Source organism: Polymorphobacter megasporae, assembly GCF_018982885.2.
Lineage (GTDB): Bacteria > Pseudomonadota > Alphaproteobacteria > Sphingomonadales > Sphingomonadaceae > Polymorphobacter_B > Polymorphobacter_B megasporae.
Map to the genome: position 1 here is coordinate 3530656 of NZ_CP081848.1, position 13993 is coordinate 3544648.

Here is a 13993-nt window from a genome sequence, read left to right on the forward strand (position 1 = left end):
GCGATGCCGCGCCGTCCCCCGCCTCCGCCCCCCGGCCTGCCGACCGCCGAGCAGATCCTCGGCTTCATCGCCGCCAGCGCAACGCCGGTCGGCAAGCGTGAGATCGCGCGCGCCTTCGGCCTCCACGCACAAGACAAGATCGCGCTGAAAAGCCTGATGCGCGACATGACCGACGCAGGGCAGCTCGACGTCGGCCCCAAGCGCCAGGTCCACAAGGGCGGCGGCCTGCCCAAGGTCACCGTCCTCCGCGTGATCGAGGCGGGCGACGGGCCGCCGGTCGCGACCCCCGACCGCTGGGACCATCCCGGCGTCCCGCCGAAGGTCCGGATCATAGAGGGTAAGCGCCGCGGCGCGCTCGGGATCGGCGACCGGGTGCTGGCGCGCATCGAGGAGACTGGCGGCGGCTACACCGGCTTCCCGATGAAGCTGCTCGCCAAGACCGAAGAATTCGTCCTCGGCATCCTGCGCAAGGACGCCGCCGGGTACCGCCTCGTGCCCGTCGACAAGAAGGCGCGGATCGACTTCTCCGTCCTCGACACGGGCGATGCTGAGGTCGGCGACCTCGTCCTCGCCGAGCCGTCGGGGCGTGCGCCGCATCAGTCGGCGCGCGTCGTCGAGGTGCTCGGCGATCCATTTGCGCCGCGCAGTTTCTCGCTGATCGCGATCCACGCCAAGGGCCTGCCGCACCGCTTCTCCGACGCCGCGACCGAGCAGGCGGAGGAGGCCGCACACCAGCCGCTCGGCGAACGCGAGGACCTGCGCCACCTGCCCATCCTGACGATCGACCCCGCCGACGCGCGCGACCACGACGACGCCGTCTGGGCCGCCGCGCGTGAAGACGGCGGCTGGGATGCAATCGTCGCGATCGCCGACGTCAGCTTCTACGTCCGCGAGGGCACTTCGCTCGACCGGGCCGCCCGCGAGCGCGGCAACTCGGTCTACTTCCCAGACCGCGTCGTCCCGATGCTCCCCGAAATCCTGTCTGCCGACGCCTGCTCGCTCGTCGAGCACAAGGACCGAGCAGTCCTCGCCTGCCACATGACGATCACTGCCGAGGGCACCCTTGCAGCTCACCGCTTCACCCGCGCCGTCGTCCGCTGCACGACCAACATCGCGTACGAAGAGGCGCAGGCGACGATCGATTCCGCGTCGGGCGAGCATCTGGCGACGCTGCTGCCGTTGTGGGGCGCATGGGGCGCGTTGGCCAAGGCGCGCGATGCCCGGGCCCCGCTCGACCTCGACCTGCCCGAGCGCCGCGTCGAGCTCGACCCGACCGGCACGATCACCGCGATCGTCACCCGCGAACGCCTCGACGCGCACCGGCTGATCGAGGACTTCATGATCGCCGCCAATGTCGCCGCCGCGCAGGCGCTCGAGGCAAAGCGGACGGTGTGCATGTACCGCGTCCACGAAGCGCCGGGCCGCGAGAAGCTGGTGGCGCTCAAGGATTATCTCGAAACCTTCGGCATCCCGTTCGCGCTCGGCCAGGTGATCGCGCCAAAGACGTTCAACAAGCTGCTCGCAGCGGTGAAGGACGCGACCTATTCGCAGCAGGTCAGCGAGCAGGTGCTGCGGACACAGACCCAGGCGTATTATTCGCCTGAGAACAAAGGCCATTTCGGACTCGCGCTGCGCAGCTACGGCCATTTCACCTCGCCGATCCGCCGCTACGCCGACCTTGTCGTCCACCGCGCGCTGGTTCGCGCGTACAAGCTCGGCGACGACGGGTTGAGCGACGCCGAAGCCGGGCTGATGGCGCGGACCGGCGAGCATATCTCGATGACCGAGCGCCGGGCGATGGAGGCCGAGCGCGAAACCGTCGACCGCTACGTCGCCGCCTATCTGTCGAAGCGCGTCGGCGAAACGCTTGCGACCCGGATCACCGGGGTCGCCAAGTTCGGCTTCTTCGCCACCGTCGAGGGCATCGGCGGCGACGGGCTGGTGCCGGTATCGACGCTCGGCGCCGAATATTTCGTCTTCAATGAGGACGCCCGGACGCTCGAGGGCAGCAGCAGCGGCACGCGCTATGCCGCCGGGCAGAAGCTCGACCTGCGCCTCGCCGAGGCCAATCCGATCACCGGCGCGCTGCGCTTCGAGCTCCCGCTAGGCGAAGGTGAGAGCCCCGGCCCGCGCAACGACCGCGTCCGCACCGGGCGTCGCGCCGGACAGAGCCGCATTCCACCGGGCATCCGTCGCGGGCGGCGCAACTAATCAGCTGTCATCCCCGCGAAAGCGGGGAGCCAAGGTCATCGACAGTTGAGACTTTGGGTCCGCGCTTTCGCGGGAATGACAGCTGAGTGGTTGACTTTCACGCCCCCTGCCGTCAGAGAGCGCGGTCTGTCGCGATGGCCCCGAGGTTCACGCGCTTCTAGCAATACACGGGACGCGTCATGGCCAAGCCGACTACGATCAAGATCAAGCTGATCAGCACCGCCGACACCGGCTTCTTCTACACGACCAAGAAGAACCCGCGCACGCAGACCGAAAAGCTGATGTTCAAGAAGTACGATCCCGTCGTGCGCAAGCATGTCGAGTTCAAGGAAGCCAAGATCAAGTAGCTGCCGGAAGCCGGCTTGCTACCCGCCTGACCGCAGCTTCGTCGGGGCGGCTGATAACAAAAATTCTCGCTCGACGCGCTGCCGCTTCGCCCGGTAGAGCGTGCCGATGCAAACACTAAAATCGGATCCATCGCTCGCCGCCGCCGAGATGCTCGGTCTGCGGGCGCTCGGCCATATCGTCGGCGACACCGACCTCGGCCCGCGTTTCCTCGACCTGACGGGGCTCGACGTCGCAACCCTCCGCGCGCAGGCGGACTCGCCCGCGGTCCTTTCGGCGGTGCTCGGTTTCCTCGAAGCGCATGAGCCGAGCCTGATCGCGACGGCAGCCGCGCTCGACGTCCCCCCCGCCGCGCTGACCGCCGCGAACCGGGCGCTGGCGCGATGAGCCGCCCGCTTGTGATCTGCGACTGCGACGAGGTCCTGCTGCACTTCGTCGGCCCGTTCGGCGACTATCTCGCCGCCGAGCACGATCTGACGCTGAATCTCGAAAGCTTCGCGCTGTCGGGCAACATCCGCCGCGCCGACGGCACGGCGGTCGAGCCCGAGAATTTCTTGCCGCTGCTCAATGGCTTCTTCGACACCCACATGCCGACGCAGACGCCCTCGCCGGGAGCCGCCGACGCGCTCGCGGCACTGGCGAAGGACTGCGACGTCGTCATCCTGACCAACGTCGACGATCGCCACAACACCGTGCGGACGAATGAACTCGCCCGCCTCGGCATGCCGTACCGCGTCGTCACCAACAACGGTCCGAAGGGCCGCCCGGTGCGCGCGCTGATGGATGAATATGGCGCGACCAAGGGCGCGTTCGTCGACGACTTGCCGCCGCATCATGGCTCGGTCAAGCGCGCCGCGCCCGAGGTGTTCCGCCTTCACATGGTCGCCGATCCGCGGTTGCACGCGTTGATCCCGGCGAGCCCTGATGCCGATGCGCGGGTCGATGACTGGCCGTCGGCGCTGCCGATCCTGCAAGCCGCCTTGGGAGTGACGCGATGAACCCAGAAACCCGCCTGAGCGAAATGGGCATCGTCTTGCCGCACGCCGCTGCCCCCGCCGCCAACTACGTTCCTGGGGTCGTCCATGGCGGGCTGCTCCACATTTCGGGACAGATCCCATTCGACACCGATGGCGCGCTGATCCGCGGCAAGCTCGGCGGCGACATGACGACCAAGGAGGGCGCCGCCGCCGCCGCGCGTTGCGCGGTTGGGCTGATCGCGCAGATGAAGGCGGTGCTGGGCAATCTCGACCGGGTCGAGCGCGTTGTTAAGCTTGGCGTTTTCGTCGCCTGCACCCCCGAATTCACCGACCAGCCGAAGGTCGGCAACGGCGCGTCGGACCTGATGGTCGCGGTGTTCGGCGAGATCGGGCGTCACGCCCGGAGCGCGGTCGGCGTCGCCGCGCTGCCGCTCGGGGTCGCGGTCGAGGTCGACGCGATTGTCGCGGTGCGCGACTGAGGGTGCTTTTGATCGCGGTGGCGCGGTAGGGTTGGGCATGGCTGAAACCGTTACCGCTCGCATCGTTTCGCACGCTCGCGAGATCGCCGCCGACGATTGGAATGCATGCGCCGGGTCGGGTAACCCGTTCTTGCAGCACGCGTTTTTCACGTGTCTCGAGGATTCAGGGAGCGCGGTCGGGGGGACGGGGTGGCAGCCGGTCCATCTCGTGATCGACGGCGACGACGGCAAACCCGCAGCAATCATGCCCAACTATTTGAAATCGCACAGCCAGGGCGAGTATGTCTTCGATCACGGCTGGGCCGATGCCTGGGCCCGGGCGGGGGGGCGTTATTATCCCAAGCTGCAGTCGTGCGTGCCGTTCACCCCGGCTACCGGCGAGCGATTACTGCTGCGCGATCAATCACTTGGCGTTGCTTTGCTGGGGGCTGCCGAGGCGTTGACGGTGCAGAACAAGCTGTCTTCGGCGCATGCGACCTTCATTGTACCCGATCAGGTTCCTTTGTTCGAGGCGGCGGGGTGGCTGGTCCGGATCGACCAGCAGTTCCATTGGGTCAACGAGGGCTATGCGACCTTCGACGATTTCCTGACCGCGCTGTCGTCGCGCAAGCGCAAGGCGATCCGCAAGGAGCGCGAGGGCGCGCTGTCTGACGGCATCACCGTCGAGCTGCTGACCGGCGCGGCGATCACCGAGGAGCATTGGGACGCCTTCTGGCATTTCTACCAGGACACCGGCAGCCGCAAATGGGGCCGGCCCTATCTCACGCGCAAGTTCTTCACATTGCTCGGCGAACGCATGGCCGACCGCGTCCTGCTCGCGGTCGCGCGGCGCGGTCCGCTGATCATCGCCGGGGCGCTCAACCTGATCGGCGACGACTGTCTGTACGGCCGCTACTGGGGGTGCAGCGAGGACGTGCCGTTCCTCCACTTCGAGTTGTGCTATTACCAGGCGATCGACTGGGCGATCGCCAACGGCCGCGCGCGGGTCGAGGCGGGGGCGCAGGGGAGCCACAAACTCGCCCGCGGTTACCGTCCGACACCAACCTATTCGGCGCATTTTATCCCCGACAAGGGGTTCCGGCGGGCGGTGGCGGACTTCCTCGCCGCAGAGCGTGAAGCAGTGGTCGAAGGCATTGAAATGCTTGATGAAGAGGGGCCGTTTCGCAAGGGGTGAGGGGTGCCGCACAGGGCCCGCACAGGGCCGCACTTCGATGCGATCGGCTGCGACCCAGAGGCGCGCTTCTGGCGCACTGGTTTTGTCGAGCGGTTTCCGTCGTTTGCCGCTTCGGGCACCGCGTCTCGCCGCGATTCAGCCCGATCATCGCGCCTCCCCTCCTTGTCATCCCCGCGAAAGCGGGGACCCAAGGTCAACGAGGGTCGTGACCTTGGGTCCCCGCTTTCGCGGGGATGACAGGGAATTGTTCGAGATGAATCCACAGCGACGCCAGCAACGAAAGCGACAGCGACAGCTGCCCTCTCAGCCCGGCACGACCGCCACATTATCGATCAACCGCGTCGTCCCGATCCGCGCCGCTGCGAGCAACCGCCCCGGGCCGCTCAACGTCGTCATCGGCAACAGATCCGCGTCGACCAGCGCGACATAATCGGGCGCCTCGAACCCCGCCGCGGTGATCGCCGCCGCCGCCTCGGCCAGCGCCCCGGCGACCTGCGCCCCCCCGACGATCGCATTGCGCGCCGTCACCAGCGCGCGCGGCAACGTTAGCGCGCGCTGGCGCTCGTCGGCAGTCAGATAGATGTTGCGCGACGACAGCGCGAGGCCATCGGGGTCGCGGACGATCGGGGCACCGACGATCGTGACTGGCAGCGTCAGGTCGGCGACGAAGCGGCGGATGATCGCGAGCTGCTGCCAGTCCTTCTCGCCGAACACCGCGATCGCCGGACCAGCAGCGAGGAGCAGCTTGGTGACGACGATCGCGACGCCGTCGAAATGCCCGGGCCGCGCCGCGCCGTCGAGACCATCGCCGAGCCGCGCCACCGCGATGCTCGTGGCGAACCCCGGCGGGTACATGTCGGCGACCGACGGAGCCCACAGCAGGTCGCATCCAGCTCCCGTCAACGCCGCCGCATCGGCGGCCTCGTCGCGCGGATAACGGTCGAGATCCTCCGCCGGGCCGAACTGCTTCGGGTTGACGAACAGGCTCGCGACGACCCGCTCGGCCCCCGCCGCGCGCGCCGCTGCGACCAGCGCGAGATGTCCGGCGTGGAGCGCGCCCATCGTCGGGACGAGGCCGACACGCGCGCCACCCCAGCCGGCGATGTGGCTCCGCAGGTCGGCGACGGAGCGGACGATCGGCAGGGTCGAGGGCGCGGTGGGCAGGGTCAACGGCAGGGGCTCCGGGTTTGACTTGGGCGGACGGGTACACGAAACACCGCGCCGGGGCGGTTTAGGGCGAGGCAATGCGCGCGCAGCAAGCACATCTGATCGTGCTCGGCAACGAGAAGGGCGGGTCGGGCAAGTCGACGACGGCGGTGCATATCGCCGTCGCGCTCGCTCATGACGGGCACCGCGTCGGCGTCGTCGACCTCGACTCGCGCCAGCGGACGGTCGCGCGCTATCTCGAAAACCGCGCGGCATTCGCCAAGAAGCGCGAGCTGGCGCTCGTCCAGCCCGAGATCGCGGTGATCGCCGACGGAGACGGCGACGTCGCTGCGCTCGGCGAACGCCTCGATGCGTGGAGCGGGCTCGATTACGTCGTCGTGGATACGCCGGGGCGCGATTCGGCGATGGGCCGCGCCGCGCTGGCGCGTGCCGATACGCTCGTCACGCCGATGAACGACTCATTCGTCGACTTCGACCTGATCGGCCAGGTCGACCCCGAGACGTTCAAGGTCCGCAAGCTCAGTTTCTATTCGGAGATGGTGTGGGACGCGCGCAAGGCGCGCGGGCGGGTCGACGGCGGCACGGTCGACTGGGTCGTGCTGCGCAACCGCCTGTCGAGCCTCGAGGCGCGCAACATGAAGCGCGTCGGAGGCGCGCTCGACGAACTGGCCAAACGCGTCGGCTTCCGCGTCGTCCCTGGCCTGTCGGAGCGCGTCATCTTCCGCGAACTGTTCCCGCGCGGACTGACCCTGCTCGACGTCGATGCGCTCGAGGATTTCAGCCTGAGCCATGTCGCGGCGCGCGCGGAATTGCGCGCGCTGGTCGCGGGGCTGAACCTTCCGGCGAAGGTGCCGCCAGCTGCAGTTGGCAATGACGGCGCTGGCGCTGCGGGCGACGCGGAGGGTGCGGCGGAGGCCAGCGCGGCGGCATGATCCTCGCGATCCTCCTCGCGGCGGGCCTCGCGTGGTGGCTCCACAAGGAGGGCGTGCTGCTGCCCAACCTCAAGCGGCTGGCGATCCTCGGCGGCGGCGGGGTGTTGATCGCGCGGCTGCTTGAGACGGGTCAGGTGCTGTTCGCGGCGGCGGCTGGGGTGGCGCTCGCGGGATGGTGGTTCGCGAGCAAGCGCAAGGCCCCTGCCGCCGCCCCGACCGAGCTGGCCGAGGCGCGCGCGGTGCTCGGGGTCGCGCCGAGCGACGATGCGGCGGCGATCAATGCGGCGTGGCGGCGGGTGATTGCGCAGGTCCATCCCGACAAAGGGGGGACGGCGGATCTAGCGCGGCGGGTGACGGCGGCGCGCGACCTGCTGCTGGCGCGGCGGTGAACGCGACGATGTTCCCGCCCGACTTCAACACCGCGGCCTTCCTCCGCGACTATTGGCAGAAGAAGCCGCTGCTCATCCGCGGCGGCGGCGCGGCGTGGCGCAACCCGCTCGACCCGGACGACCTCGCGGGACTTGCGGGGGAGGACGGGGTCGAGGCGCGGATCGTGACGCGGACGAAGAAGACGTGGAAGCTCGAACACGGTCCGTTCAAGCCGTCGCGTTTCGCCAAGCCGGGCAAGAAGCCGTGGACCCTGCTCGTTCAGGCGGTCGACCACGCGGTCCCCGAGGTTGCCGCGCTGATCGAGCCGTTCCGCTTCGTGCCGAACTGGCGGATCGACGACGTCATGGTCAGCTATGCGACCGACGGCGGCGGGGTTGGGCCGCACTTCGACCAGTATGACGTGTTCCTGATCCAGGGACTCGGCCGCCGCCGCTGGCAGGTCGGCGGGCGGTGCGACGCCACCACCGCGCTGCTGCCGCACGACGATCTGCGGCTGCTGGCGGAGTTCACGCCGACTGACGAGTGGGTGCTCGAGCCGGGCGACATGCTCTACGTGCCGCCGGGGATCGCGCATGACGGGGTCGCGGTCGGCGACGATTGCATGACGTATTCGATCGGCTTTCGCGCCCCGTCGCGGGCCGAGCTGGTGTCGAACTGGTGCGATCACCTGCTCGACGGACTGGGCGACGATGACCGCTATGCCGATCCCGGGCTGGGGCTGCAGGGCAATCCGGGGGAGATCGCCCCCGACGCGATCGCGCGGCTGCATGCGATGATCACAGAGACGCTGCTCGACCGGGAGGCGTTCGCGCGCTGGTTCGGGGGATATACGAGCGCGCCGAAGAACGACGTCGACTGGTCATCCGACGCGCCGATCGAGCCGGGCGCGCTCCGTGAGGCGCTCGCGGGGGGTACCGCGCTGCGCCGCAATCCGGCGAGCCGGTTCGCCTTCATTCGCGAGGGCGATGACGTCGTGCTGTTCGTCGATGGGCAGAGTTTCGAGTGCGATGGCGAAATTGCCATACTCGCCGAACGACTGGCAGCGACCGACCGCCTCGTGCTCGACGCGGCGGCGATAAACTCCGACGCGGCGATCAAGCTGATTAGCACGTTGGTCAAACAGGGAAGTTTCGGGCTCGATCTAAAGGACTAACCACGTCGTCTTTCGCCCCCATTGCGGACACAAGGTTTGCCGCTAAGACGCTCCTATGAATGACACCCGGCCGGCGCGCACGCGGAAGGCTGATGCTGCGCGTCGGCAACTGGGTACTGCCCTTTTCCTGTGGTTAGCTGATCTTGACCCTGTTTCAGTCCACGCACTTGCGGCGGGCGGCTCCGAAATCGCAAACGCGCTTGCGAAAAAAGTCGGCAAGCCTTTCTCGGCGTTCTCGCTCGAAGTACATCCCACGCTGACGGAAGGCGAACTGGTCAGGGTTCGCAATCTGCTTTGGAATGCCATGAAGCACGCGAACCATCGGGATGGTCGGGAGCGTGATGACGAGGATTTGTTGACTATGCCCTTGGAGGGCGAAAACGAGGCTCGACTATGCGAAGGGTGGTTCGACCTCATGCAGGTAATACCGGCTCCGATGGAAGCACAGGTCCTGACGGTATGGTATCTAGTTAAATATGGTGATCCTGAGGAAATTGATCACTTGCTCAACGAGTTTTTTCCTGGGCTGCGTTCTATGCCGCCTGTTGAGCAAAAGGACGCTCTAAGAAATAAAATAATTGAAGTGCGGCGAATGGACGAGTTGATGGAGGATAAGCGAACCGATCCCCGTCCGTTAGTATTGCCCGCCTAGCTGAAAGACTAGCCGATGCAAACAGCAGGCATGTGTGAGGAACGACCGCTCACCACCCGATCCAGACATCGCTCAGCAGCACATCAGCACTACCCCTCCCGCCACGCGCCCGGCTGAAGCCCCGCGACCGTCCACTCCCCGACACTCCACCGCACCAGCCGCAGCGTCGGCAACCCCACCGCCGCCGTCATCCGCCGCACCTGCCGATTACGGCCCTCGCGGATCGTCAGCTGCAGCCAGCAGTCGGGCACAGTCTTGCGAAAGCGGACCGGCGGATCGCGCGGCCACAGGTCGGGCGGATCGATTCGCTCCACCTCGGCGGGGCGGGTCGGGCCGTCGTTGAGCGTGACGCCGCGCCGCAGCCGGTCGAGCACTGCGGCGTCGGGGTCGCCCTCGACCTGGACGAGATACGTCTTCGCCAGCTTATACTTCGGATCGGCGATCCGCGCCTGAAGCGCGCCGTCGTCGGTCAGGACGAGCAATCCCTCGCTGTCACGGTCGAGCCGCCCCGCGGGATAAACCCCGGGAACGTCGACGTAATCACCCAGCGTCGCGCGGCCTTCACCATCTGTAAACTGCGCTAGAACGCCGTACGGCTTGTTCAGCAGGATCAATCGCGGCATGGCGTCTTTCGATCCTCCGGCAGACGAGTCCCTGCGATGACCCATGTTTTCGATCCGAGCACGCTCCGAGAATACGACATTCGCGGCGTAATCGGCAAAACCCTTGGCGAGGCCGATGCGCACGCGATCGGGCGCGGCTTCGGCACGCGCATCCGGCGGACCGGCGGGAGCAAGGTCGCGGTCGGTTACGACGGACGGCACTCGTCGCCCGCGCTCGAGGCGGCGCTCGTCTCCGGGCTCAACGAGAGCGGAGTCGACGCGGTACGGATCGGGCTAGGGCCGACGCCGATGCTGTATTTCGCGGTCCACGAGCTCGAGTGTGACGGCGGCGTGATGATCACCGGCTCGCATAACCCGCCCGATTACAACGGCTTCAAGATGATGCTCGGCCACGGCCCGTTCTACGGCGACGACATCACCGGGCTGGGCACGATGGCGGCGGCGGGCGACTGGGAGGACGGCGCGGGCACCTCGCACAGCGTCGACCTTATCGACCGCTACGTCGACCGGCTGATGAAGGGCTTTTCTCCGCCGGCGATGACGATCGCGTGGGACGCGGGCAACGGATCGGCCGGGCCGGTCGTCGAGCGGCTGACTGCGCGGCTGCCGGGCAAGCACATCCTGCTGTTCACCGACGTCGACGGCGACTTCCCCAACCACCATCCCGACCCGACCGAGGAGCATAACCTCGCCGACCTCAAGGCCGCGGTTGCAGCGAACGGCTGCGACATGGGGCTGGCGTTCGACGGCGACGGCGACCGGCTCGGTGCGATCGACGGTCAGGGCCGCGTCGTCTGGGGCGACCAATTGCTCGGGCTGCTCGCCGAGCCGGTGCTGAAGGCGCTGCCGGGCGCGACGATCATCGGCGACATCAAGTCGAGCCAGGCGTTGTTCGACCGCGTCGCCGAGTTGGGCGGCAAGCCGTTGATGTGGAAGACCGGCCACTCGCTGATCAAGGCGAAGATGAAGGAGACCGGCGCGCCGCTGGCGGGCGAGATGAGCGGGCATCTGTTCTTCAAGCACGATTATTACGGCTTCGACGACGGGCTGTACGCCGCGGTCCGGCTGATCGGCGCAGTCGCGGCGTCGGGGCACTCGCTCGCGGCGCTCAAGGACGCGATGCCGGCGCTGGTCAACACGCCGGAGCTGCGCTTCCCCTGCGCCGACACACGCAAGTTCGCGGTAGTCGAGGAAGTGCGCGCGCGGCTCGCGGCGTCGGGCGCAACCGTCGACGCGACCGACGGGGTCCGCGTGACGACCCCCGACGGCTGGTGGCTGCTCCGCGCGTCGAACACGCAGGACGTGCTCGTCGCGCGCGCCGAGGCGACGAGCGATGCAGCATTGGCGCGCCTGATGGCCGATCTCAACGGCGCGCTGGCGGCTTCTGGAGTTGGTGCGGCAGGGGGCCACTAATCCGCGCAAATTAGTATCGAGACGCTTGCAGTTGTCACAAAGCGGGACTATGTTGCACTGCAGCATAGCTCGTGGAGTGCGGAATGGCCGTCGACAAAAAGACCATCGCGAAGCCTCCGGTCGCCGCGCCGAAGGCGATCGTGCCGCCGGTTTTGGCACCGAAACCCGTAACCCCGCCGGTCATGGCTCCTGCCAAGCCGATCATCGCTGCGAAACCTGTGATGAAAGCGCCGCCCGCCGCGCCGAAGCCAAAGCCGGTGCCGCCGGTCCTGGCCGCTCAGCCCGCGCCGCCTGCCGCCGCAAAACCGGTTACGCCCGTCGCTGCCACGACGCCGATTCCCCCGGTCATTGCCGCACAGCCGAATCCCCCGGTCATCGCCGCACAACCGTTGCCCCCGGTCCTCGCCGCCAAGTTGGTTCTGCCCGTCGCGTCGCTGCCGTTGCCGCCAGTTGCTTCACCGCCGATGGCACCGCCGCCGCCGCCGGTCGTTAACCCCTCGTCAACAAGTAACCAAGCCCTGCCTCCGGTCGTACCCGTACCGGAGCCCCTCAAGTCGAAGGATACCCAGATGACCGAAGCCTACACCACCGCCGCCGACGCCATGAAGAACGGCGCCGAGCAGATGAAGTCGACGATGGCCAACCAGACCGAAAACGCCATGGCGCAGGGCAAGGCGACCTTCGAGCAGGTCGCGTCGAAGTCGCGCGAAGCGATCGAGCACGGCATGAAGTCGGTCGACGAGATGGCCGGCATGGCGCGTGGAAACGTCGAGGCGATGCTCGCTTCGTCGCGCGCCGCGGCGCAGGGTATCGAAGCGATCGCGCGTGAAGTTTCTGACTTCGCCCGCAAGTCGTTCGAAGAGACCACCGCCGCCGCCCGCGCGATGACGACGGTCAAGACCCCGAACGAGCTGATGCAGCTCCAGAACGACTTCGCCAAGACGCAGTTCGATGCGGCCGTCGCCGAGATGTCGAAGCTGTCGGAGACGATGGTCAAGCTGATGGGCGAAGTGTTCGAGCCGATGCAGGCGCGCGCCACCGTCGCCGCCGACTCGATGAAGTCGATGGTCGGCAAGGTCGGCCTTTAAGCCGCGCTCCCGGCGTCCGCGCTGGGTTTGCTGCGACTAACTGCAACGGGCGGGGGAGCGATCCCCCGCCCGTTTGCATGTCTGGCCCCTTGAACGCGATGGGGCCGCGCCCGTATATTGCGCCCATGAACCTTACCCCCCACGCCGGCCCCGGCAACGACGATGACGACCGCGACCGCCGCGGCGGCGCCGGTGTCGCGACCAAGACCAAGCCGAAGACCAAGCAGCCGGCGCTGTACAAGGTGCTGATGCTCAACGACGACTACACCCCGATGGAGTTCGTCGTCCTGACGCTCCAGCGCTTCTTCCGGATGACGATCGAGGATGCGACGCGGGTCATGCTCAGCGTCCACCAGCGCGGCGTCGGGATTTGCGGCATATTCACGTACGAGGTCGCCGAGACCAAGGTGACGCAGGTGATGGATTTTGCGCGCGAGCACCAGCATCCGCTGCAGTGCACTCTGGAGAAGGATTGAGCCGGTCGCGTTTGCGTGCTCGACCGCATCTTGCTCCATGCCCCGAATTTAGTTCGTCATCCCCGCGAAGGCGGGGACCCATCATCCCGACCGGTTGTGGTGATGGGTCCCCGCCTTCGCGGGGATGACGAATTTAAAGCGGCCCGCGAAACACGTCAGAGATGATGGACCTTCTAAGTAGCTTCGCCGCCGACCCCCGTATCGTCGTCATCGGCGCATCCGGCGGCATCGGCACGGCGTTCGCTGACCTCCTCCGCGACCGTGGCGAGGTCATCGCCCTCTCCCGCGCCGACCTCGACCTTACCGACCCCCCGTCGATCACCGCAGCCGCCGCGCGCATCGGCGGCCCGATCGACCTCGTCATCGTCGCAACCGGGCTGCTCCACGACGCCGTCGGCGGCCCCGAAAAAGCCTTGCGCGACCTCGACACCGCCCGCCTCGCGCGCAGCTTCGCGGTCAATGCGATCGGCCCCACACTCGTCGCGGCGGCGTTCCTCCCGTTGCTCCGGAACGACCGTAAGACCGCCTTCGCGGCACTGTCGGCACGGGTCGGGTCGATCGCCGACAACCGTCTCGGCGGCTGGTACGGCTACCGAGCATCGAAGGCCGCGCTCAACCAGTTGCTCCGCACTGCCGCGATCGAGCACGCCCGCCGCGCCCCGCTGAGCGTCGTCGCCGCGCTCCACCCCGGGACGGTCGACACCCGCCTTTCGGCCCCGTTCCAGCGCGGCGTAGCGCCCGGCAAGCTGTTCGCCCCCGCGTTCTCGGCGCGCGCAATGCTCGACGTCCTCGACCGCCTGACACCCGCCGATAGCGGTGGATTGTTTGCGTGGGACGGAGCGCCGATCCCGTTCTGAACTCTCCGAATTTCGGGAGGTGTGCGACCACGACCGCCCTCGACGTTACGCCTCCG

16 protein-coding genes are annotated in these 13993 nt (G+C 67.6%); 14 read left to right on the forward strand and 2 right to left on the reverse strand.

The window, feature by feature from the left end:
• Nucleotides 1-3 precede the first annotated feature (3 nt).
• The 6 genes from rnr (at nucleotide 4) to KTC28_RS16480 (ending at nucleotide 5186) form a co-directional block, all read left to right on the forward strand.
• Nucleotides 4-2211 (forward strand): ribonuclease R, encoded by a 2208-nt coding sequence (rnr, locus tag KTC28_RS16455; protein ID WP_216709914.1) that lies wholly within the window; start codon nucleotides 4-6, stop codon nucleotides 2209-2211.
• 179 nt (nucleotides 2212-2390) lie between these two features.
• Nucleotides 2391-2558: a 50S ribosomal protein L33 gene (gene rpmG, locus KTC28_RS16460; RefSeq protein ID WP_216709915.1), complete on the forward strand. Its 168-nt coding sequence runs from the start codon at nucleotides 2391-2393 to the stop codon at nucleotides 2556-2558.
• A 106-nt stretch (nucleotides 2559-2664) separates the two neighbouring features.
• The gene (locus KTC28_RS16465; protein ID WP_255602104.1) at nucleotides 2665-2943 is read left to right on the forward strand and encodes a DUF3572 family protein; all 279 of its coding nucleotides are present in this window, start codon (nucleotides 2665-2667) and stop codon (nucleotides 2941-2943) included.
• Nucleotides 2940-3554, forward strand: a complete 615-nt coding sequence (locus KTC28_RS16470; protein WP_216709916.1) for an HAD family hydrolase — start codon at nucleotides 2940-2942, stop codon at nucleotides 3552-3554. Before KTC28_RS16465 ends, KTC28_RS16470 begins: the two co-directional genes overlap by 4 nt.
• On the forward strand, nucleotides 3551-4012 hold the full coding sequence (locus tag KTC28_RS16475) for a RidA family protein (protein ID WP_216709917.1): 462 nt from the start codon (nucleotides 3551-3553) through the stop codon (nucleotides 4010-4012). Before KTC28_RS16470 ends, KTC28_RS16475 begins: the two co-directional genes overlap by 4 nt.
• A 37-nt stretch (nucleotides 4013-4049) precedes the next feature.
• Nucleotides 4050-5186, forward strand: a complete 1137-nt coding sequence (locus KTC28_RS16480) for a GNAT family N-acetyltransferase (RefSeq protein ID WP_216709918.1) — start codon at nucleotides 4050-4052, stop codon at nucleotides 5184-5186.
• 303 nt (nucleotides 5187-5489) lie between these two features.
• On the opposite strand, the gene panC is transcribed toward KTC28_RS16480, so the two are convergent.
• On the reverse strand, nucleotides 5490-6329 hold the full coding sequence (gene panC / locus KTC28_RS16485) for a pantoate--beta-alanine ligase (RefSeq protein ID WP_216709976.1): 840 nt from the start codon (nucleotides 6327-6329) through the stop codon (nucleotides 5490-5492).
• A 101-nt stretch (nucleotides 6330-6430) separates the two neighbouring features.
• On the opposite strand from panC, the gene KTC28_RS16490 reads away from it, so the two are divergent.
• Genes KTC28_RS16490 through KTC28_RS16505 form a run of 4 tightly spaced genes read left to right on the forward strand, consistent with a single transcriptional unit; the run spans nucleotide 6431 to nucleotide 9480 of the window.
• Nucleotides 6431-7285, forward strand: coding sequence for a division plane positioning ATPase MipZ (locus KTC28_RS16490; RefSeq protein WP_216709919.1), 855 nt, complete (start codon nucleotides 6431-6433; stop codon nucleotides 7283-7285).
• Nucleotides 7282-7674: a J domain-containing protein gene (locus KTC28_RS16495; protein ID WP_255602105.1), complete on the forward strand. Its 393-nt coding sequence runs from the start codon at nucleotides 7282-7284 to the stop codon at nucleotides 7672-7674. The genes KTC28_RS16490 and KTC28_RS16495 overlap by 4 nt, the downstream gene beginning before the upstream one ends.
• A gap of 8 nt (nucleotides 7675-7682) precedes the next feature.
• Nucleotides 7683-8828, forward strand: a complete 1146-nt coding sequence (locus tag KTC28_RS16500) for a ribosomal protein uL16 3-hydroxylase (RefSeq protein WP_216709978.1) — start codon at nucleotides 7683-7685, stop codon at nucleotides 8826-8828.
• Between the two features lie 55 nt (nucleotides 8829-8883).
• Nucleotides 8884-9480, forward strand: a complete 597-nt coding sequence (locus tag KTC28_RS16505; RefSeq protein WP_216709920.1) for a hypothetical protein — start codon at nucleotides 8884-8886, stop codon at nucleotides 9478-9480.
• Between the two features lie 89 nt (nucleotides 9481-9569).
• On the opposite strand, the gene KTC28_RS16510 is transcribed toward KTC28_RS16505, so the two are convergent.
• Nucleotides 9570-10103, reverse strand: a complete 534-nt coding sequence (locus KTC28_RS16510) for a pseudouridine synthase (protein ID WP_216709921.1) — start codon at nucleotides 10101-10103, stop codon at nucleotides 9570-9572.
• A gap of 36 nt (nucleotides 10104-10139) precedes the next feature.
• Between KTC28_RS16510 and pgmG the strand changes: the two genes are divergently transcribed.
• The 4 genes from pgmG to KTC28_RS16530 all read left to right on the forward strand — a co-directional run bounded on the left by pgmG (nucleotide 10140) and on the right by KTC28_RS16530 (nucleotide 13937).
• Nucleotides 10140-11516, forward strand: a complete 1377-nt coding sequence (gene pgmG / locus KTC28_RS16515; RefSeq protein WP_216709922.1) for a phosphoglucomutase/phosphomannomutase PgmG — start codon at nucleotides 10140-10142, stop codon at nucleotides 11514-11516.
• Nucleotides 11517-11599: 83 nt separating this feature from the next.
• Nucleotides 11600-12604: a phasin family protein gene (locus KTC28_RS16520; RefSeq protein ID WP_216709923.1), complete on the forward strand. Its 1005-nt coding sequence runs from the start codon at nucleotides 11600-11602 to the stop codon at nucleotides 12602-12604.
• A gap of 125 nt (nucleotides 12605-12729) precedes the next feature.
• Nucleotides 12730-13080, forward strand: coding sequence for an ATP-dependent Clp protease adapter ClpS (clpS, locus tag KTC28_RS16525; protein ID WP_216709924.1), 351 nt, complete (start codon nucleotides 12730-12732; stop codon nucleotides 13078-13080).
• 164 nt (nucleotides 13081-13244) lie between these two features.
• Entirely contained in the window at nucleotides 13245-13937 is a 693-nt protein-coding gene (locus KTC28_RS16530) for an SDR family NAD(P)-dependent oxidoreductase (protein WP_216709979.1), read from the forward strand.
• Nucleotides 13938-13993 lie beyond the last annotated feature (56 nt).